Here is a 20,365-nt window from a genome sequence, read left to right as displayed (position 1 = left end):
ACGCCCGGCACATTGGCCTGGCCGCCGAGCTTGCCTTCGGTACCCACTTCGCGCGCCACGCGCGTGACTTCCGAGGCGAACGAGGAGAGCTGGTCCACCATCGTGTTCGCCGTCGATGCCGCCCGCAAAAAGTGACCCTTCAACGGCCGGCCATCCACGTCCAGCGCCATGGTCTGCGACAGGTCGCCTTTCGCTACCGCGCCGATCACGCGCGCCATCTCCGTCGTCGGGCGGACCAGGTCGTCGATCAGGGTATTGACCGAGCGGACCATGACATCCCAGCCGCCCGAAACGCTCGGCACAGTGGCGCGCTGGTTGAGGCGGCCCTCGCGTCCGACGACGCGGCTGACCGTGGTGATGCTTTCGGCCATCTGCTCGTTGGCCTCCATGATGTCATTCAGCGTATCCGCGACCTTGCCGGCAAGTCCGGTCCAGTCGCTCGGCATGCGGGCGCTGAAATCGCCTTTTTTCAATGCCTTGAGGGTGGAAAGCAGGACCTTGATGTCCAGCTCGTCGACGGGGGTGGCGCACGTGTCCATGGATTTACCTTCTAATAATGGTGAAGCCCGGCCTGACGAGGCCGGGCGCGGTCAGGCGAGGCTGCGCTGCATCAGCGTCTGCACGAGGTCGCCGGCCGGAAGAGGTTTGCTGTAGAAATAGCCCTGGTGTTCGTCGCAGCCGAGGTCATGCAGGACCGCAAGCTGCTCCCTGGTCTCGACGCCTTCGGCGACGACGCGCAGGGCAAGGGCGCGTGCCATGTTGACGATGGCCGCCACGATGGCCGTGTCGCTGGCATTCTTGCCGAGGTCGCGAACGAAGGACTGGTCGATCTTCAGGATGTCGATCGGCAGGGTCTTCAAGATGGAGAGAGAGGAATAGCCGGTGCCGAAATCGTCGATGGCGATCGTGATGCCGCTTTCGCTGATCTCGCGCAGAACGGCCGTTGCCTTCTCGGTGTCGGTGATGACCAGAGACTCGGTAATCTCCAGCTGGATGCTCGATGGCGGCACTTGCTGCCTGCGCAGCTCGCGCTCGATGATCTCCGGCAGGTCGGCGTAGATCTGCGGGATGGCGACATTGACCGCGATCGGTATCGTCGGCATCGGAATCCCCTCATCGCGCCATTGCCTCGCTTGCGCGCAGGCGGCGGCAATCACCCATTCGCCAATCGAGACCAGCATGCCTGTATCCGATGCGGCGGGGATGAATTGCCCGCCACTCAGCAGCCCATGCCGCGGATGATGCCAGCGCAGCAAGGCTTCAACACCCGCGACGCGCCCGGTGCGCGCCTCGATTTTTGGTTGGTAGTAGAGCTCGAACTCGTCATTTTCCAGGGCGTGCTGGAGTTCCTGCTCCAGCCGGGAGCGTTCGAGCATGCGCGCATTCAGGTCCTCATGAAAAAACTGGACCGTACCGCGCTGTTCCTGCTTGGCGTGATACATCGCGAGGTCGGCGCTGCGCATCAGCGTCTGCATGTTCGTGCCGTCCTGGGGGAACAGGCTGATCCCCACACTTGCCGACGTCTTGATGGATTGCGAGCCCAGCAGGAATGGCTGGTCGATGGTCGCAATGATCTTGCGCGCGACCTCGGCCGCCGCCGTGTAATTGGGAAGCGCCTCCATCAGCACCACGAACTCGTCGCCGCCCAGCCGGGCAACGATGTCCGATTCGCGCACCGAGTGGCAGATGCGGTCCGCGACTTGCAGCAGGAGATCGTCTCCGGCGTCGTGGCCGAGGCTGTCGTTGATGCTCTTGAACCGGTCGAGGTCAAGAAAGAGCAGCGCGAGCCGCTGACCGTAACGGTTCGCCATCGCAATCGCATGTTCCAGGCGCTCAGTCAGGGAGCGACGGTTCATCAACCCGGTCAGGGGATCACGCGTGGCAAGGTCGTGCGCGCGCGCTTCGGCCTGCCGGCGTTCGAGGATCTCGCTTTCCAGCGCGGCATTGATGCGCTTGAGGTCGCGCATCTGCTGTACTTGCAGGTCGCGGTTCATCAGCGCAAGCTCCTCCTTCTGGTACTCGAGCTGGAGGTTCTTCTTGGCCAGTTCGATGAATACGGCGACCTTGCTGTGGAGGATCTGCGGAATGACCGGACTGATCAGGTAGTCCGCCGCGCCGTGCTGGTATCCGCGCAGGCGATTCATTTCGTCGGCGTAATAGGCGGTGATGAAGATGATCGGCACCGCTGCGGAGCGCGGATGCGAATGGATGGTTTGTGCGGTTTCGAACCCGTCCATGCCGGGCATGCTGACATCCAGAAGGATCACGGCAAAATTGTGATCGAGCACCGCGCGCAGCGCTTCGGCGCCGGATGTCGCGGTAATGACCTCATACTCGTCCCCTTGTGGGGCATTGACCAGCAAGGTTTTCAGGGCGAGCAGACTTGGCGGGTGATCGTTGACGAGAAGAATTTTTGGTTTAAGCAATTGAATCGTCTCTCGTGGCCCTCAGGCGGGCGTCATATAGTCATGGCCTCGCAGCTTGCGCGAGGCCGAGGCGGAAAGGCATTGCGTTTGCATGCCGGGCGCGGGTATCCAGAGGGAAAGCTTGCGCGGAGCAAAGCACTCCCATCGTCTCCACGCCGAGACCCTTAGAAAGATGAAAATGGCCAATGTTCCCAGCAGAAGCAGGAAATATCGAACTTGAAACGAGGGATTTAAGGTGAAGATTTCCTTCCTGCATCAAACGTTGGGTGCGCTGATGCAAGAGGGAAATTTTGGGTCGGCTCAGCGAATGCGGCCGGGACTGAGTTGCTGCACATCAGCACCGAAAACGGCAATATGGGATGGCACGGAAAGTCCGCGCAGCATCGCAGCGTACAGCTCGCCTGCGGCGGCGGATGACTGGATTCCGTATCCGCCCTGGCCGGCCGCCCAAAAGAAACCGGGCAGCGTGCTGTCGAAGCCACCGACCAGGCTTCCGTCAGCGACAAAGGAACGCAGGCCGGCCCAAACATGTCGGGGCCGCCGGATGGCGAGCGTCGTCATCGTCTCGATGCGGTCGATGGCCAGGGCAATGTCGAGTTCTTCCGCCTGGACATCGTGCGGTTCAACGGGGTCCGCATTGGCCGGCGATCCGAGAAGCAGCCCGGCATCAGGCTTGACGTAGTAGGTTTCATCGACGCCGATGAACATCGGCCAGCGCGACGTGTCGAGTCCATCCGGCGGCGCAAAGGTAAATGCGGAACGGCGTTTCGGCACGAGGCCGATCGGCGCTGCTCCGGCCATGGCGCCGATCACATCACACCATGCGCCTGCGGCATTGACCACAACCGGCGCTTCGACGGCCTGCGTGCCCGCGGTCACGCGCCACTTGCCGTTCGCGTGCGTCATGGCGGACACCGGCGCGTCGCACATGACCTTGCCGCCCGCCGCACGCATGCCACGCAAATAACCCTGGTGCAGGGCGTGGACATCGATGTCCGATGCATCAGGTTCATACACCGCGCCGAGAACGCGCTCAGGCCGCAGCGCGGGCACCAATTCACATGCCTGCGCCGCGTCGAGCCGCTGCGCGTGACTGGATACCGACCTCACGATCGCATCGTGTTCGGCGAGCATCGCCTCCTGGCCTTCGCCGGCCACCATCAGCGCGCCGCGCGGTGTGAGGATGGGATGATCGGTGAAGCCTGCGGGCGGCTTCTCGAAAAAGGCGCGGCTGGCGCAGGTCAGGGCGCGTACCTGTGGCGGTCCGTAACTTTCAAAGAAGAGGGCGGCGGAGCGTCCGGTGCTATGGTAGCCCGGCTGGCTCTCCTGCTCGAGCAGGATGACACGGGCGTGAGGCGCGAGCCAGTAACCGATGGCGGCGCCGGCGATGCCGCCACCGATAATGAGGAAGTCAGCGGTTGTGTCGGTCATGGGTAAGTTGTCAGAGTGTTCAGGATGCACGTGCAAGAAAACGTTTCGTCGATGATATCCGATACGCATGTACGCCCGGCACGACAGTACACAGTTCTGATAATTGACACAACCGGCCTCCATGGGCGAGCATCTTTCCTCCCGCGTGCAGAAGAAGGGCTGCACATTTCCTCACATTGCAATTCGTATCACATGGCACGCATCCTGATCGTCGAAGACAATCCCGCCAACATGAAACTCGCTGTGCTCGTCCTTGCCAGTGCGGGACACCGTGCGCTCCAGGCGACCACGGCCCAGGAAGGCATCGCATGTGCACTGAAGGAAAGGCCAGACGTTGTCCTGATGGACATGCAGTTGCCTGACATGGACGGCGTCGAGGCAACGCGCATTCTCAAGGCGGCGCCTGAAACCGCGCATATCCCTGTCATCGCCGTCACCGCGTCCGCGATGAAGGGCGACAAGGAGCGCGTGCTGGAGGTCTGCGACCGGTATGTCGAAAAGCCGATTGATTACAAGCGGCTGATTGCCGAGGTCGCGGACATTTCCGCGGCATCCAGCTAGCGTCCATTTCCTGCGCGTCCCGCCAATTCTCTTGAGTTACATAGAGATTATTTCTGAATCAGAAATGGTGTCTTGCTGGCTTTCGTCTTTTTTGCATGAATTGATGTGGATAGACTGTGCTTCATCGATGAGCGCACAAGATAAACAGCGAGTTGCGGCTCACCGAGGCGGGCAAAAAGTCCCGCACTCATCCACCTCTTTATCGTATGGAGCACATCATGAACGCAAAGAACATCATCGCCGCCGCCGCCATTTTCGCCGCTACCGGATCCGCCTTCGCGCAGGGCAATAGCGAATTCGTCGAATTCACAGACTTCGTGTCGAGCCGCACCCGTGCCGAAGTGAAGGCCGAAATCGTGCAGGCAGCGGCAACCCCGGAATTCGTGGAGTTCAACAACATCGCATCCTCCACCCCGCGCGCCCAGGTCATTGCCGAGACCCGCGCTGCCTACGACCAGGGCCTGCTCGCACGCTCGCCGGAATTCGTCGAACACGTGAACGTCGCATCGTCCCGCAGCCGCGCCGACGTCCGCAACGAAGTGATGCAGGCCGCCAAGCCGTCCCGTACCGCGATCGGCGGCTAAGCATGGCGGACGACGCAAGCCGTTGATTATTCGTCGACCGTCGGGTGGATGGGTTTGAACGGCTTGCGGAAATGCTGTACGAGGAAGTCGATAAAGGTGCGCGTCCTGACGGATTGATTGCGCCGGCCGGGGTAATAGACGAACAGGTCGGCCGACGGGAGCGTGAGCTCCGGAAGCACGACCTGCAGCCTCCCGCTTTCGACATATTTCGCGAGGTCCCACTCGGAGCGGATCAGGATGCCGTGTCCATCGAGCGCCCAGCCGAGGACGATGTCGCCATCGTTGCTCGATAACGCGCCATGCACCTTGATCGCTTCGCTGTGCTCACGCTGCATGAAGCGCCAGATCCCATAGGCATCGTCGTTCTGGCGATGGATGATGCAGCGATGATCGGCAAGGTCGGCGAGATTTGCGGGCGTGCCATGCCGCTTGAGATAGGCGGGCGACGCACAGAGGAAGCGCCGGTTCGACATCAATCGCCTCGCATTCAGACGCTTGTCCGGCAACGTGCCGAAGCGGATCGCCAGGTCGAACCCGCTCTCCACCAGGTCTACCGGCCTGTCCGTCACTTCAACCTGCACCTCCACTTCCGGATACTTCTTCGCAAACGCGGAAACAAGCGGCGCGATCGTCGTGCGCCCAAAGCCCAGCGTCGCGTTAACCCGCACCAGCCCGCGGGGTGTGTTGCGTGCCGACGTCACGGCTTCTTCCATTTCCCCGATCTCGTCGAGGATGCGTGTGGCGTGCGCGAGAAACGTTTCCCCTTCGCTCGTCAAGCTGAGGCTGCGGGTCGTACGGTTCACAAGCCGTACGCCAAGCCGGGTTTCGAGTTGCGCCAGCCGTTTGGTCGCCGCAGCCGGGGTCAGGTCAAGCGCCCGCGCGGCGGCGGACAGGCTGCGATGTCGAGCGATGAGGACAAAGAATTCCAAGTCCGCCGAGATATGTGTTTTCACTCAAATTCATAAGTAAATTGAATTGGAGTTGATTTTAATCGTCTTTTCCGCGATTAACCTAGCGTCTCCCCGCCAGTGCATCCGCAACGCCGTTCAGGAGATACCCATGAGAATCGTCGAAATCCGAGAGAAAACCGTCCCCATCAGTTCGAACATCCGCAACGCGTACATTGACTTCAGCAAGATGACGCTGAGCCTCGTCGCCGTTGTCACCGATGTCATCCGCGATGGCAAGCCCGTTGTCGGCTACGGGTTCAACTCGAATGGACGGTACGGGCAGGGGACCTTGATGCGGGAGCGATTCATTCCCCGCTTGCTGGAAGCCAATCCGGAGAGCCTCGTCGACGGGACCGGCAGGAACCTTGATCCGGAAAAGGTCTGGAACACCATGTTCACGAACGAAAAGCCGGGCGGCCACGGCGAGCGTTCCGTGGCCATCGGCACCATCGACATGGCCATCTGGGATGCCGTCGCGAAGATCGAAGGCAAGCCGCTGTTCCAGCTCCTTGCCGACCGTTACGGGAACGGCAAGCCCAACCGCAAGATATTCGTCTACGCCGCAGGGGGCTACTACTATCCGGGCCAGGACCATGGAAAGCTGAAGGACGAGATGCGCAGCTACATCGACCGCGGCTATACGGTGGTGAAAAAGAAGATCGGCGGCGCTTCGCTCGACGAGGACCTGCGCCGCATCGACGCCATTCTCAGCGTGTTGCAGGATGGCCAGAAACTCGCCGTCGACGCCAATGGACGCTTCGATCTCGACACGGCCATCCGCTACGCGAAGGCGCTGTCGCAGTACGACCTGTTTTGGTATGAGGAACCCGGCGACCCGCTGGACTTCGAGTTGCAGGCAACCTTGCGCAATTATTATGATAAACCGATGGCGACGGGCGAGGATCTGTTCTCGATGCAGGATGCGCGCAACCTGATCCGCTACGGCGGCATGCGCCCGGACCGCGACTGGCTGCAATTCGACTGCGCGCTGAGCTACGGCCTGGTCGAATACCTGCGCACGCTGAAGATGCTGCATCAGCACGGCTGGTCGCCGAGCCGCTGCATTCCGCACGGCGGCCACCAAATGTCGCTCAATATTGCGGCCGGTCTCGGATTGGGCGGCAACGAATCCTATCCGGACCTGTTCCAACCGTATGGCGGTTTTCCAGACGGCGTCAAAGTGGATAACGGATATATCACGATGCCGGACCTGCCGGGCATCGGCTTTGAAGGGAAGGCGGACCTCTACGCCGAGATGCAGAAGTTGTCCGCCTGAACCGAATGGCAATCGTGCCGGTTTCGGCACGGTGTGCGCCGTCGCACTTCAGAAGCGACAACGCCACCGATCTGCCGGTGGCGTTGTCCTATCTTCCCAAAGTCATTGTTGGTCTCTGTGCCCCTGAATGACGTCAGAACTCATCCCACTCGTCATTCGTTCCGGTCTTCAGCGCGACAAGCTGGCGCGGCTCCGAACGGCGCTGCGCAGCGACAACCGTGCTCGAGGTGGTCTTGCGGCCCACGGGTCTTGCCGGAGACCGCGTCTCCCGGACAGCGGATTGAACGGGCGGAACGCCACCTTCGATCTTGAACACGCTGACGACGCCCGCAAGCGATGCGGACTGTTCCCGCAGGGCTTCGGACGCTGCCGCGGCTTCTTCCACCAGCGAGGCATTCTGCTGCGTGACTTCGTCCATCTGCGTAATCGCCTGGTTGATCTGCTCGATGCCTGTAGTCTGCTCGGTGCTGGCCGCCATGATCTCGCCCATGATGTCCGTCACGCGTTTGACGCTGTCGACGATCTCGGTCATCGTCGTGCCCGCCTGGTCGACCAGACGTGACCCGGTATCCACCTTCTCGACGGAGTCGTCGATCAGGGCCTTGATTTCCTTCGCCGCCGAAGCGGAGCGCTGCGCCAGGTTTCGCACCTCGGCGGCCACCACGGCAAAGCCGCGTCCCTGTTCGCCTGCACGTGCGGCTTCCACCGCGGCATTCAGGGCGAGGATGTTGGTCTGGAAGGCGATGCCGTCAATGACGCCGATGATGTCGACGATCTTCTTCGCCGATTCATTGATCGACCCCATGGTGTCGACCACCTGCGAGACCACCGATCCGCCCTTGCTTGCGACCTCGGAAGCGGACAGCGCGAGCTGGTTTGCCTGCTGGGCATTGTCGGCGTTCTGCTTCACCGTGGAGGTCAGTTCTTCCATCGAGGACGCGGTCTCTTCCAGCGAGCTCGCCTGTTCTTCGGTACGGGAAGAGAGGTCGAGGTTGCCGGTGGCGATCTGGCTGGAGGCGGATGCAATCGATTCCGTTCCCTTGCGCACTTCCTGGACGATATTCGAGAGACTGTCGCGCATGGCCTTCATCGCGAACAGCATGCTCGCGTTGTCGTCCTTGCGCAGCGTGACGTTGACGGTCAGGTCGCCGCTCGCGATGCGGTTGGCGATCTCCGTGGCGTAGGCCGGTTCGCCGCCCAATTGCTTGACGAGCCCGCGCGTAATCATGACTGCCGCCCCGATTCCGGCCGCGAGAGCGAGGGCGGACAGCAGGATCATCCAGAATCGCGCGCTGTCGTAGGCCTCGTCAGCCGCCTCTGCGTCCTTCGCGTTGTTCTGCTTCTGGAGATTGATGTTTTCGTCGAGCGCGTCCTGCCATTTCCGGGTGGCCGGCGCGGCGGTGGACATCAGGAATTGCGTTGCTTCGGCATCCTTGTTTTCCTTCGCCAGTTCGATCACCTTCTGATTGAGCGGGCGGGCCGTCTGCATGGCTTCGCGTATGCGGGTCCGCAACGCCATGCCGGCCTCGTTTGCGGGAACCTTGTCCAGCGCCGCCGCGGCGTCATCGTATTTCTTGCGCGTTTCGCCGATCTTCGCGATTTCGGCTTCGATGGCCGCTGCATCCTGGAGCAGCACGACGGTTCGGGTGATGCGCGATACGACGTGAACGGCTTCCGACATGTCCTGCAGGAGGCCCATCTTGTAGACATTGACGTTAACGATCTGATCGACGCGGTCATCAATCTGTCGCATGCGGAGCATGCCAAGTGCGGCGACAAATGCCAGCATGACGAGAACGATGCCGAAACCGAGGCCAAGACGATGACTGACCTTCATCTTTGAAAGATTCACAATGTGTCTCCCTGTTGTTGTGAAATGAATTGCAGGCTTCAGGCGGCTTGACGAAGCCTTGTGCCCAGGCCGAGCACTTCGTCGTTCACCACTTTGTCGATGTCGAGGAGGATGAGCATCCGATCGTCGACCGTGGCGAGTCCCTTCAGATAATTGCTGTCGAGCGCCGTGCCCATTTCAGGCGCCGGCTTGATCTGCTCCGGCGAGAGCAGGACGACGTCCGATACGCTGTCGACGACAATGCCGATGACGCGCGTACCGATGTTGAGGATGATGACGACCGTGAACTGGTCATAGGTCACGCTGCCGACGTTGAAGCGGACGCGCATGTCGACGATCGGCACGATGATGCCGCGCAGGTTGATGACGCCCTTGATGAAGTCGGGCGCATTCGCGATGGTGGTGACAGCCTCGTAACCGCGGATTTCCTGTACGTTGAGGATGCCGATCGCGTACTCTTCCTTGCCCAGCCTGAACGACAGGACTTCATTTTCATTACTGCTTTGCGTGTCGTTGCTCATGTCTCCTCCTTATTTATTTGAAGCAACAATAAGATGATTTTCGGGCGAGCGAAATTGGAACGAATGCATAAAAGACAAAGTTGTCACTTGGAAACAACGAATGTGCTTATGCGGTAAGTGCCGACGGAAAAAGGTGATGCGGGAGAGGGAAAGCCGCCCGTGGATTTTCTCTGACAGGACGGCGTGGACAGGGACAACAACGACCGACGCGGGCGGCCGGTTTGGAATGGTTAAAATGCGTTGACGTAGTTCTGACGTCTTGCATTCCTCTGACTCCCGATTCAATGTCCACCGGGAAATTAAATCGCACGGAGAAGAAACTCGCCTCTCATGTTTATGGTGGTGTCGATTCCACTTTGCAATGACTTGACCTAAGTCAATTTAATGTTTGACGGAAAGTTACACGACCAGCGCAACGTCTGGTAGTGACATCTTATGCGCCGCAGGTGGCGGCGATCATGTCAAGTTCCACGGTTGCATTCTTCGGCAATTGGTAGACACCGACCGAAGTGCGCGAATGCACTCCCGCGGCACCGAGAATCCGGAACAGGAGGTCGGACGCGCCATCGGCCACTTCGCTCTGCTGGGTGAAATCCGCGGTGCACTGCACATAGACGGTGATGCGCAGGATGCGCTCGACCTGCTCCAGCGATCCGAGCGACTGCCGCAACAGGGCGAGGGCGCGCATGACGCAAATGGCCGACGCATGTTGTGCGCGGGCGAGAGGCACATCCGCGCCTGCCCGTCCGGTGACCATGACCTCGTTGCCCACACGGGGGATCTGCCCGCTAACATGGATCTCCCCGCGATGACGAACGAGGGGCGAATAATTGCCGCCGATGCGGATCTCACCATTGAAGTCGTAGCCTAGTTCCCGTGCGGCAGCCTGGAATGCTTCTTCGCGCGACATGTGTTCTCCCTGACATCGAAGCTGGAATGTCCATGCATGCTGCCACGGCATTGTCAAAACCGCAATGCGATCAGTGGAGCCGGTACCAGGACGCAAACTCTGGCGCGGGAAGGGGATGGCTGAAGAGGAAGCCCTGGGCCTGGTCGCAGCCGAAATCGCGCAGGAAGTTCATCGACTCTTCGGATTCGATGCCTTCGCCCACCACTTTGAGATTGAGCGTCCGGCCAAGCGCGATGATCGCTTCGGTAATCGAACGGCTGCGGCGGTCGCTGGTCATGCTGTGGATGAAGGAGCGGTCGATCTTCAGCTTGTCCAATGGCAGGCTGCCAAGATAGCTGAGGCTTGAATAACCGGTGCCGAAATCGTCGAGGGAAATCCGGATGCCGATATCCTGGAGTTGGCGAAGCCGGGCAACGGTTTCGGGAACGTTATCCATCAGGGTGCTTTCCGTGACTTCTATCTGCAGGAATGAAGGATTCATGCCCGAGTCTTCGACAGCCTGCACGATGGCCGAAGCGAAAGAGGGTTGCCGGAACTGGATCGGCGAGACGTTGATGGAGATGGTGATCGGCTGCAGTCCGGCCTCGACCCAGGCACGATGCTGCCGGCATGCCTCCCGTACCACCCAATCACCAAGACGGTTGATCATGCCGGCTTTTTCCGCGACGGGGATGAAGTCGGCCGGCGCAAGCAGGCTGCCGTCGTCCGCACGCATGCGCAGCAAGGCTTCGGCGCCGATGACGCGCTGGCTGCGAATCTCGATGATCGGCTGGTAGTGCAGCGAGAAACCGTCCGACTCGAAGGCGCGCTTCAGCTGCATTTCGAGGCGAAGCAGGTCGTTTTCGCGTTCGTTGATACCGGGTGAATAGATCTTGAAGTTGCTGCGGCCCGCTTTTTTTGCCGCGTACATTGCGAGGTCGGCGCAGCGGACCAGGGATTCGAGGTCAGTGCCGTGTTCCGGAAAGAGGCTGATGCCGATCGAGGGAGAGACATTCAGCTGCAGTTCACCAAACGGAATGGGGCGGGAAACAGCGGCGACGATATGGCCGGCCACCGTTGCCGGATCGTGCGGCGACACGATCGACGGGAGCACGACGATAAACTCGTCACCGCCCAGCCTGCTGACGACGTCTTCCTTGCGCGTGCAGGCAAGGAGGCGTTGCGCGACATCCTGCAGCACCTTGTCGCCCGCATCATGGCCGTACATGTCGTTGATCGGCTTGAACCGGTCGAGGTCGATGAACAGCAGGGCGCCGCCGGTGCCGGATCGCAGCGCGCGTGCCAGGATGTGCGTGCAGTATTCGTGTAGCAGCGCGCGGTTGGGCAGGCCGGTCAGGGAATCGTGGCGGGCGGCATCGGCGATCTGCTTTTCCGAGCGCTTGCGTTCCGTAATGTCGATCGCGACGCCTTTGACGAACACGGGAGCGTCAGCATGATCGAACATGACGTGCCCGCGGTTTTCCAGCCATACGATCCTGCCATTGTCAGGACGGACCAGCCGGTATTCCAGGCGGTAGCGCGGATTTGCCGGCGTGCAGTGAAGCGGCGCATCGCGTACGGCATGGGCATCATCGGGGTGGACGGCGTCAAACGCGGATTGGCCAAAGGCGGCCGCGCTACCGATGATCTCCGGCGCATTCTCCGAAAGTTTCACGCGTCCTGTCGCAAGGTCCCAGTCCCACACCAGCATGCGTGCCGCATTCATGCCCTCCCGCAGCCGGTCCTGGCTCTCGCGCAAGGCGGCCTGTGCGCGGTAGGCCTCGGTGACGTCGTTGAGCTGGCAGACGATGCCGGTGACCTTGCCGTCGTCGTCGACCACCGGCTGGAACAGCGCATCGAAATAGACGTCGTGAAGCGGTGCACCCGACGTCAGCCGCAAGTCCGCCCGCATGCCGCGCCCGATGAAGGGCTTGCCGGTATTGAAGACCTCGCTGAGCAGGTCGTCATAGCCCTGGCCGGCGAGTTCAGGGACGGCCTCCAGCAAGGTCTTGCCGATGATGTCCCGCCTGCCGACAAATTTGAAATAGGCGTCATTTGCCATGTCGAACACGAGATCCTTGCCGCGGAAGGCGACCAGGGGACTTGGCGCATGCTTGAACAGGTCGCGCAGGCGTTCGCTGTCTGCCTTGAGCAGGAGGTTGGCTTCGTGAACGCTTTGCGCGCGCAGGAAAATGCCGCTTTGCGCGTCGCCCAGTTCGACCGGCAGGCCGTCCTCGGGTGTGTGAAGTGCTTCGCGCAAACGCTGGAGTTCCGTGACGTCGATCGGGTGCTGCAGGAGGGTGTCAACTTCTCCGACTGCGTTCAGCACCGGGGTGGCGACAATGCTCCAGTAACGGACTTCGAAGCCGCCGCCTTCCGGTTCCGGGCGCGGAATGTCGAAGCGCAGGAGGGCGAGGGTGTCGGGCTGCTTGGTGCGGATGGCACGCTCGAATGATGCAATTGCCTGGCGCAGCGTGTCGGGATCGGTCGGAAAGGCATCCCAGGCCCAGCGCCCGACAATGTCCGACAACGCGCGCTTGGTGGAAGCCAGGTAGGCCTTGTTTGCGCCGACGATGTTGAGCGCCCGGTCCAGCACGAGGTAAGGGTTGGGCGAGGCGTCAAACAGCGCATGGTAATCGAGCTCACGCGCGTCCGCAGGCTCGCAGGGCGGACTCCTTTCGTGCTGGCCGTCCTCGAAAGCCGACTGTTGCGGCTTTCTTTTTCTACGATGACGGATGTCCATGGGAAACCTGGGAAAGTCACGTAACGATGATTGCTCGTGTGATAGACGGTGTATTCGACCCAGTAGTTTCCGGATGCGCCGATCAAGCGCCATGGGCAGGCGTCACTGCCTTGATTTTCATCAATGGAAAGTTTCTCTTGAAAATCATGAACATAGGAAAACTTCCTCGCACTTGTCCACAGAATTGACCACAGGAATTGTGGGGAAGTGCACAGGGTCAGTGCTTTTGGTTGTCCTGCGTGCCACGTCCGGTTCGTTGCTGGAGTTCGTCGATGCGCTCCGACGCCTGGGCTTTGGTGAGCGACTCGTCCATCTCCTCGCCGGCCTCCTCGGAAAGGGTCTTGAGGTAGGACTTCTGCGCCCCGGTCATTGGTTCGTCACCGGTCGTCCAGTCCTTCGGGTCCTTCAGCATGTTGCTGTTTTGCGCTTCACTTTGGGTTTGCTTGTCCATGTTGGCCTCCAGAGGGGAATGACAAATATGCACAAAAGACTGTGGATTTATACAGTTTGTTCCCGGGATGCCTGGAGTAGGGGCGAAAAAAAACCCGCAGACCTTGCGGTTTGCGGGTGAATCCAATTCAAGAAGAGTTGGAGGAGACAGGTACTACTTTATCGCAATGCAGCATAGTTGTCTTCTTTATTGTCGTTATATGAGTTATATGCATTGGTTATAAAGAGCGTGAAAATAAGAAAGCCCGCTATGCAAACGCTTCGCGGGCTCCTGTCTCACTCGTCATCCTGAAATGGATTTTTTTGGTGCAGCGAGTGGATATTACAACGAAAAGTTCGAAATTCGCGAAAAAATACCCCCGTGCATTGAAAAGTTGAGAATCCTTACTGCGCGGCCTTTTCCCGCTCCTGCAGCTCGCGCCACTGGAGCTTTCCCGTAGAGGATTTTGGCAGCGCATCGACAAACTGCACGATACGCGGACTCTTGTATGCGGCCATGTTGGCATGCGCCCAATCGACGATTTCCTGCTCGCTGACCTTGCCGCGAAAAGCCTCGCGCAGCACGACCACCGCCTTTACCGTTTCGCCGCGCTTCGCATCCTGCGCCGCAATGACGCAGGCTTCCTGGATCGCCGGATGCTGGTACAGCAGGGATTCCACTTCCGCCGGCCAGACCTTGAAGCCGGAGGCGTTGATCATCCGTTTCAGCCGGTCGACCATGAAGAAATAGCCGTCCTCGTCGGTCTGCGCCAGGTCGCCGGTGCGCAGGAACCGTTTTCCCTCGAGCTCGACGAAGGTCTCCGCGCTGGCCTGCGGATTGTTCCAGTAGCCTTGCATGACATGCGGGGCATGGACGACGATTTCGCCGACTTCGCCTGGTGGCAATTCGTGGAAGTCCGACGGGTCGACCACACGCGCGTCGACGTTATAGAGCGGAATGCCGAGGCACTGCTTCATCGGGCGGTGCATCGGGTTGATGTGCGTGGCGCCGATGGTCTCCGACATGCCGTAACCCTCGACATAGGGCACGCCGATGATTTCCTTCATCTTTTGCGCCACCGCTTCCGGCATTGCCGCACCGCCGCCGCGGATGCCATGGAGGCTGGAGAAGTCGAACTCGGCGATGCGCGGGTTGGCCAGCAGGTCCACGACCATGGTCGCGATCAGCTGCATGGTCTTGACCTTGTAGCGCTGCACGCATTGCGCCGCCACCTCGCGGTCCCAGCGCGTGAGCAGGACGATGGTGGCGCCGTGGTAGAGCGGGCCGCTCATGCTGCCCACCATGCCGGTCACGTGGAAGAAGGGCAGCACCGACAGGATCACCGCGTCCTGGTTGGTATTGAACCACTGCATGCTCGCTGCCACCGAAAACATCACGCCGCGATGGGTATGCATGCATCCCTTCGGATGGCCAGTCGTGCCGGAGGTATAGGGCATGACGCACAGGTCATCCGGGCCGGCGGTCAGCGGGCCGGGTTGGAGCTGCTGCGCCAGCGCGTCGCTCCACAGGGTGACGCCGGGGCCGGAAATCGGTTGGCGCGGAGCAGCCACGACATCGGGCAGGCGGAGATCCGTCGGGCGCCGCACATAGTCCGAATAGGCGGCCACCAGGATGTGCTCCAGTCCCTCGCCGACGAGCGGTCCCATCTGCGGATACAGGTCCTGGGCGACGATGGCGACCTTTGCTCCGGTGTCCTTCACGTAGTGGCGCAACTCGTTGGTCAGGTTCATCGGGTTGACCGGAACGACCACCGCGTTGGCGCGCAGGATGCCGTAATACGCCAGCACGAATTGCGGACTGTTCTGCATGTACAGCAGGACCCGGTCGCCCCGTTTGACACCGCAGGTCTGTTCGAGCCAGCCCGCGATCCGGATCGTCTCGTCACGGAACTCGGAAAAGCTGATGGAGGTGTCGTAATACTGGATGAACGGCTTTTCCGGCCAGCGTGTGGCGGAAACTTCCACGTTGTAAAAGAGATTGGTCTGCGGGGCGCTCAGGGTGCGCGAGTGGCCGGCCGGCCAATGGGCGAAATGGCGGTCTGACATGGGTTGTGGTTCTGCAATGCAGAATTGAGTTCCAAAATTGACATGTGATCGTAGCAGGCCGGATGCGTAGTGTAAATGGGTACCTGAACCTGCATGGTGACAAAGGTCTAACACACCATATGTCTAGAACAGGAGTCAGCATGTACAGGAACACGATTATTTCCGTTGCCCTGTTGGCCGTGTCCGGCACCGTATTCGCGCAATCCTCCGCGCCGCCGGCCTCTTCGCGCGAGCCAAGCCTGCGTGAAGCCATCCAGGAGTCGAGCGGTGCATCCGGGACGAAGGGGAGCGGCGCGAGCGGCACCGGGCCGACCACGGAGGGAAACAAGGCGCTCAATTCAACGGTGCGCGGCAATTCGTCCGACGCGTCTACTTCGGACCGCGACACCTCGCGCCGCTGGTCCGGTGTGGGGAGCACCGGCGGCGCAACCGGGACAGGCACGAGTTCGGGAACGACGGACGATCCGCCGACTTCCGGGGGGAATCAGCAGGGGAGTTCGGCGTCGGGCGCGGCGGATGACAGTAATCGTTCGCAGAAGCACACGACCGAGGGAATACGGGAGCCGGGTGGGAGCCGGTAGTAATGCCGATCATTCCCGCGAAGGCGGAAATCCACGGTGAGGCAGTTGGAACACACTCACTATGGGTTCCCGCCTTCGCGGGAACGACGGGGAGTGGGGATTTCAGAAATCGAATAGGCGGCGCCCGCAAGCAAACACCAGGTGAATCCATGGAAGTTATCAGAACACCTGGCAGCCTACTTCACACCCGCCATATCCGGCAGCGAATGCGCGATCCCCTTGTGGCAATCGATGCAGGTCTTTTCCCCACGTGCCAGCAGGGTCGAGTGCGCGTCCACCGCGCGCTTGCTCTGCTTGGTGAAATCCATCGATTCAAATTGATGGCAATTCCGGCACTCGAGTGAATTGTTGGCCTTGAGCCGCCGCCACTCGTTGTTGGCCAGCTGCAGCCGATGCGCCTCGAACTTCTCGCGCGTGTCGATCGTGCCGAAGATCTTGCCCCACACTTCCTTCGATGCTGCCATCTTGCGTGCCATCTTGTCGGTCCAGTTATGCGGCACATGGCAGTCCGAGCAGATCGCGCGCACCCCGCTGCGGTTGCTGTAGTGGATTGTGTTCTTCAGCTCGGCGAACACGTTGTCGCGCATTTCGTGGCAGCCGGTGCAAAACTTCTCGGTGTTGGTCGCTTCCATGATCGTATTGAAGCCACCCCAGAACAGGATGCCCATTACAAACGCACCGATGGTGAGGAAGCCGAAGCTGAGGTGGACGCTGGGACGGCGCAGGATGTCCCAGAAGCGCCTGAGCATGCGAATCATGTAGCCCCCTTACTTTTTCGGCCTGGCTGGCGCGGCTTCGGCGGGAGGCGCTTGATTCAGCATCGTGTCGACATCCTTGAAGTTGTTGTTGACGAGCGGGTTGAGGTTGGCCTGTGGCACATGGCATTGCATGCAGAAATAGCGCCGCGGAGACAGCTCCGCCAGGAAATTGCCGTCGCGGTCCATAAAGTGCGTGACGCTGATCATTGGCGCCTGGCTTTCCTGGGTGCGTGTGCGGGCATGGCACATCATGCAGCGGTTGGCATTCTTGTCGAGCTGGTAGCCTTCGATCTTGTGCGGAATCACAGGCGGCTGCATCGCGTAGTTGCGCGAGCGCCGCACATCGCTGTTGTCCGGATTGACGATGGGCGGCGGCGGCGCAGTCTGGTCCAGGGGTACATTACCGCGCATGCGGTCGTAGAAATTCTGCGCCGAGGCGAGGCAGGGAAGCAGCAGCAGGGTTGCCAGTATTTTTCTCATTGCGGCCTCCTATACCTTGCGCAGCTTGACCGCGCACTTCTTGAAGTCGGTCTGGAAGGAAATCGGATCGGTCGCGTCCAGCGTTACCTTGTTGATGAGCTGGCTGGCATCGAAGAACGGCACGTAGACCAGGCCGCGAGGGGGCCGGTTGCGGCCCCGCGTTTCGACGCGCGACCGGATCGATCCCCGGCGCGAAGTGATCTCGATGAGATCGCCGCGCCGTGCGCCGAGGTCCTTCGCATCATCGGGATGGATGTAGCAGACTGCATTGGGAACAGCCCGGTACAGTTCCGGCACGCGGCGCGTCATGGTGCCGGTGTGCCAGTGCTCCAGCACGCGTCCGGTGGACAGCCAGAACGGGTACTCCTTGTCCGGTTCTTCCGCCGCCTTCTCGTAAGGCAGGGCAAAAATGACGGCCTTCCCGTCCGGCATGCCGTAGAAGTTGAATCCTTCCCCCGGCTTCACATAAGGGTCGGTGCCTTCGCGATAACGCCAGCGCGTTTCCTTGCCGTTCACCACCGGCCAGCGCAGGCCGCGTTCCTTGTGATAGGTCTCGAACGTTGCCAGATCGTGACCGTGGCCACGGCCGAATTGCGCGTATTCCTCGAACAGGCCTTTCTGGAGGTAGAAGCCGAACGCCTTGGCCTCGTCATTCGCGTAGCCGGCTTCCATCTGCGACGCCGGGAACTTGTCCACTTCACCGTTCCGGAAGAGCATGTCGTACATCGTCTTGCCGCGATACTGCGGCGCCTTGTCGAGCAGTTCCGGCGGCCAGACTTCCTCCATCTTGAAACGCTTGGAAAACTCCACCAGCTGCCACAAGTCCGAGCGCGCCTCGCCGGGCGCATTGACCAGCTGGTGCCAGAACTGCGTGCGGCGTTCCGCATTGCCGTAGGCGCCTTCCTTCTCCACCCACATGGCCGCAGGCAGGATCAGGTCCGCCGCCATCGTTGACGCAGTGGGGTAGACGTCCGATACCACGACAAAGGCATTCGGGTTGCGCCAGCCGGGCAGGATTTCCTGCATGACGTTGGGGCCCGCCTGAACGTTGTTGGTAACTTGGGTCCAGTAAAAACCGAGCTTGTTATCCTTCAGCATGCGGCTCTGCACCACGGCGTGATAACCGGGCTTGTCGGGAATCGTGCCGGGCGGGAGTTTCCAGATTTTTTCCGCAATCTCGCGGTGCTTCGGATTCACCACCAGCATGTCGGCGGGGAGACGGTGAGAGAAGGTGCCGACCTCGCGCGCCGTTCCACAGGCGGAAGGCTGGCCGGTCAGCGAGAAGGGACTGTTGCCGGGCGTGGAAATCTTCCCGGTCAGCAGGTGCAGGTTGTACAGCAGGTTGCTGCACCAGGTGCCGCGCGTATGCTGGTTGAAACCCATGGTGAAGAAGGACATCACCTTCACCTTCGGATCTGCATACATCTCGGCCAGCCGCTGCAGGCGGTCCTTGGGGACGCCGGACAGCTGCGAGACGGAGTCGACATCGTAGGTGCTGACGAACTTCGCGAACTCCTCAAGCGTGATCGGCTTGCCGCCGCCTGCTTCGGCGACATTCTTTGCCGCCTTCTGCAGCGCATGGTCGGGGCGCAAGCCGTACCCGATATCGGTGTTTCCCAGTACAAAGCGCGTGTGCTTATTGACGAAATCGCGGTTGACCCGGTTGGTGCGGATGATGTGGTTGGCGATGTAGTTCATGATCGCCAGGTCGGTCTGCGGCCGGAAGATCATCGACAGGTCGGAGAGCTCGAAGCTGCGGTGCTCGTAGGTGGAAAGGACCGAAACCCGGACATGCGGCGCCGACAGCCGGCGGTCCGAGACCCGCGTCCAGAGGATCGGGTGCATTTCCGCCATGTTCGATCCCCACAGGACGAAGGCGTCCGCCGCCTCGATGTCGTCATAGCAGCCCATCGGCTCGTCCATGCCGAAGGTGCGCATGAAGCCGGCCACCGCTGACGCCATGCAATGCCGGGCGTTCGGGTCGATATTGTTTGACCGGAAGCCCGCCTTGAACATTTTCGCGGCGGCGTAGCCTTCCCAGATGGTCCACTGTCCGGAGCCGAACATGGCGATGCCGGTCGGGCCCTTTTCCTTCAGCGCCTTCTTGGCTTGCTGCGCCATGATGTCGAACGCGGCGTCCCACGAGATCGGCGCGAACTCGCCATTCTTGTCGTACTTGCCGTTGGTCATGCGCAGCAGCGGACGGGTCAGCCTGTCCTCGCCATACATGATCTTGGAAAGGAAATAGCCTTTCACGCAGTTGATGCCGCGGTTGACCTCGGCATTGATATCGCCATGGGTCGCGACAACGCGGCCATCCTTCACGCCTACGTTCACGCCGCATCCCACGCCGCAGAAGCGGCACGGCGCCTTGTTCCAGGTCAGTTGGGTTTTCGCCGCGTCGGTGACGACGTTGGAGGCGAGTGTCTCGAGGGGAATGCCGACTGTCGTGGCCGCGGTCACCGCGGCCGTCTGCTTGATGAATGCGCGTCGCGTCATCTTCATGTTTCGATCTCCTGTTCGATGTCTGCCAGCGGCTCGGCATGCTGGTACACGAGCGCGACATCGGCGACGCCGGGCAGCGCGCGCATGGCATCCATGTAATCGAGTGTCCGTTTCGTGCTTTCCGTCTCAAGGGTGACGATCATTTTTCCATCCGCGGATGTCGCGTGTATCGTCGCGCCCGGAATCGCGCGGACATGGGCGGTGACGGCATCAACGCGTTCTGGCCGGGCGAAGACGACGACACCTGCGATATGCACTTCCTGTTGCATGGACGGGATGCTTTCGGATGCGGTTGATGGGATCATGGGCGGT

Annotated in this window: 17 protein-coding genes and 1 pseudogene; 4 read left to right on the top strand and 14 right to left on the bottom strand. The window is 60.7% G+C overall.

Annotated elements, in window-relative coordinates; all coding sequences use genetic code 11:
- From ACNOHI_RS22605 to ACNOHI_RS22595, 3 genes and pseudogenes are all read right to left on the bottom strand, one after another.
- Positions 1-539: pseudogene (locus ACNOHI_RS22605) on the bottom strand (hybrid sensor histidine kinase/response regulator); the annotation flags it as partial.
- Between the two features lie 51 nt (positions 540-590).
- Complete coding sequence (locus ACNOHI_RS22600) at positions 591-2,426, bottom strand: putative bifunctional diguanylate cyclase/phosphodiesterase (RefSeq protein ID WP_420476975.1); 1,836 nt, start codon at positions 2,424-2,426, stop codon at positions 591-593.
- Positions 2,427-2,726: 300 nt separating this feature from the next.
- Entirely contained in the window at positions 2,727-3,857 is a 1,131-nt protein-coding gene (locus tag ACNOHI_RS22595) for an NAD(P)/FAD-dependent oxidoreductase (protein WP_420476974.1), read from the bottom strand.
- 192 nt (positions 3,858-4,049) lie between these two features.
- Between ACNOHI_RS22595 and ACNOHI_RS22590 the strand changes: the two genes are divergently transcribed.
- Together ACNOHI_RS22590 and ACNOHI_RS22585 are read left to right on the top strand one after the other, a co-directional pair.
- Positions 4,050-4,418, top strand: coding sequence for a response regulator (locus tag ACNOHI_RS22590; RefSeq protein WP_420476973.1), 369 nt, complete (start codon positions 4,050-4,052; stop codon positions 4,416-4,418).
- A gap of 218 nt (positions 4,419-4,636) precedes the next feature.
- Positions 4,637-5,002, top strand: coding sequence for a DUF4148 domain-containing protein (locus ACNOHI_RS22585; RefSeq protein ID WP_420476972.1), 366 nt, complete (start codon positions 4,637-4,639; stop codon positions 5,000-5,002).
- Positions 5,003-5,028: 26 nt separating this feature from the next.
- Here the strand turns inward: ACNOHI_RS22585 and ACNOHI_RS22580 are convergent, their stop codons facing one another.
- Positions 5,029-5,955, bottom strand: coding sequence for a LysR family transcriptional regulator (locus tag ACNOHI_RS22580; protein WP_420476971.1), 927 nt, complete (start codon positions 5,953-5,955; stop codon positions 5,029-5,031).
- Positions 5,956-6,061: 106 nt separating this feature from the next.
- On the opposite strand from ACNOHI_RS22580, the gene ACNOHI_RS22575 reads away from it, so the two are divergent.
- Positions 6,062-7,228 (top strand): mandelate racemase/muconate lactonizing enzyme family protein, encoded by a 1,167-nt coding sequence (locus ACNOHI_RS22575; RefSeq protein ID WP_420476970.1) that lies wholly within the window; start codon positions 6,062-6,064, stop codon positions 7,226-7,228.
- A 133-nt stretch (positions 7,229-7,361) separates the two neighbouring features.
- Here the strand turns inward: ACNOHI_RS22575 and ACNOHI_RS22570 are convergent, their stop codons facing one another.
- The 6 genes from ACNOHI_RS22570 to ACNOHI_RS22545 form a co-directional block, all read right to left on the bottom strand.
- On the bottom strand, positions 7,362-9,080 hold the full coding sequence (locus tag ACNOHI_RS22570) for a methyl-accepting chemotaxis protein (protein ID WP_420476969.1): 1,719 nt from the start codon (positions 9,078-9,080) through the stop codon (positions 7,362-7,364).
- 38 nt (positions 9,081-9,118) lie between these two features.
- Positions 9,119-9,601: a chemotaxis protein CheW gene (locus tag ACNOHI_RS22565; RefSeq protein WP_420476968.1), complete on the bottom strand. Its 483-nt coding sequence runs from the start codon at positions 9,599-9,601 to the stop codon at positions 9,119-9,121.
- A 433-nt stretch (positions 9,602-10,034) separates the two neighbouring features.
- A complete protein-coding gene (locus ACNOHI_RS22560) occupies positions 10,035-10,511 on the bottom strand; it encodes a RidA family protein (protein ID WP_420476967.1) in 477 nt (158 codons plus the stop codon).
- A gap of 70 nt (positions 10,512-10,581) precedes the next feature.
- Entirely contained in the window at positions 10,582-13,233 is a 2,652-nt protein-coding gene (locus tag ACNOHI_RS22555; RefSeq protein WP_420476966.1) for an EAL and GGDEF domain-containing protein, read from the bottom strand.
- A gap of 217 nt (positions 13,234-13,450) precedes the next feature.
- Positions 13,451-13,684, bottom strand: a complete 234-nt coding sequence (locus ACNOHI_RS22550) for a DUF3072 domain-containing protein (RefSeq protein WP_420476965.1) — start codon at positions 13,682-13,684, stop codon at positions 13,451-13,453.
- 383 nt (positions 13,685-14,067) lie between these two features.
- A complete protein-coding gene (locus ACNOHI_RS22545) occupies positions 14,068-15,729 on the bottom strand; it encodes a long-chain fatty acid--CoA ligase (RefSeq protein ID WP_420476964.1) in 1,662 nt (553 codons plus the stop codon).
- A gap of 140 nt (positions 15,730-15,869) precedes the next feature.
- On the opposite strand from ACNOHI_RS22545, the gene ACNOHI_RS22540 reads away from it, so the two are divergent.
- A complete protein-coding gene (locus ACNOHI_RS22540; RefSeq protein WP_420476963.1) occupies positions 15,870-16,310 on the top strand; it encodes a hypothetical protein in 441 nt (146 codons plus the stop codon).
- 176 nt (positions 16,311-16,486) lie between these two features.
- On the opposite strand, the gene ACNOHI_RS22535 is transcribed toward ACNOHI_RS22540, so the two are convergent.
- From ACNOHI_RS22535 to ACNOHI_RS22520, 4 genes are read right to left on the bottom strand one after another with little or no spacing between them, the layout of a single operon-like run.
- Entirely contained in the window at positions 16,487-17,068 is a 582-nt protein-coding gene (locus ACNOHI_RS22535; protein ID WP_420476962.1) for a NapC/NirT family cytochrome c, read from the bottom strand.
- 9 nt (positions 17,069-17,077) lie between these two features.
- A complete protein-coding gene (locus ACNOHI_RS22530; protein ID WP_420476961.1) occupies positions 17,078-17,548 on the bottom strand; it encodes a nitrate reductase cytochrome c-type subunit in 471 nt (156 codons plus the stop codon).
- Positions 17,549-17,557: 9 nt separating this feature from the next.
- Positions 17,558-20,053 carry a nitrate reductase catalytic subunit NapA gene (gene napA, locus ACNOHI_RS22525; protein WP_420476960.1) on the bottom strand — a complete coding sequence of 832 codons (2,496 nt, stop codon included), beginning with the start codon at positions 20,051-20,053 and terminating at the stop codon, positions 17,558-17,560.
- Complete coding sequence (locus ACNOHI_RS22520; protein WP_420476959.1) at positions 20,050-20,358, bottom strand: chaperone NapD; 309 nt, start codon at positions 20,356-20,358, stop codon at positions 20,050-20,052. Before ACNOHI_RS22520 ends, napA begins: the two co-directional genes overlap by 4 nt.
- Between the last annotated feature and the right edge of the window lie 7 nt (positions 20,359-20,365).

Source organism: Noviherbaspirillum sp. ST9 (genome assembly GCF_048799745.1).
GTDB lineage: Bacteria > Pseudomonadota > Gammaproteobacteria > Burkholderiales > Burkholderiaceae_D > Noviherbaspirillum.
Note: the sequence above shows the minus strand (reverse complement) of the source record. Positions and strands in the feature narration are given on the sequence as shown.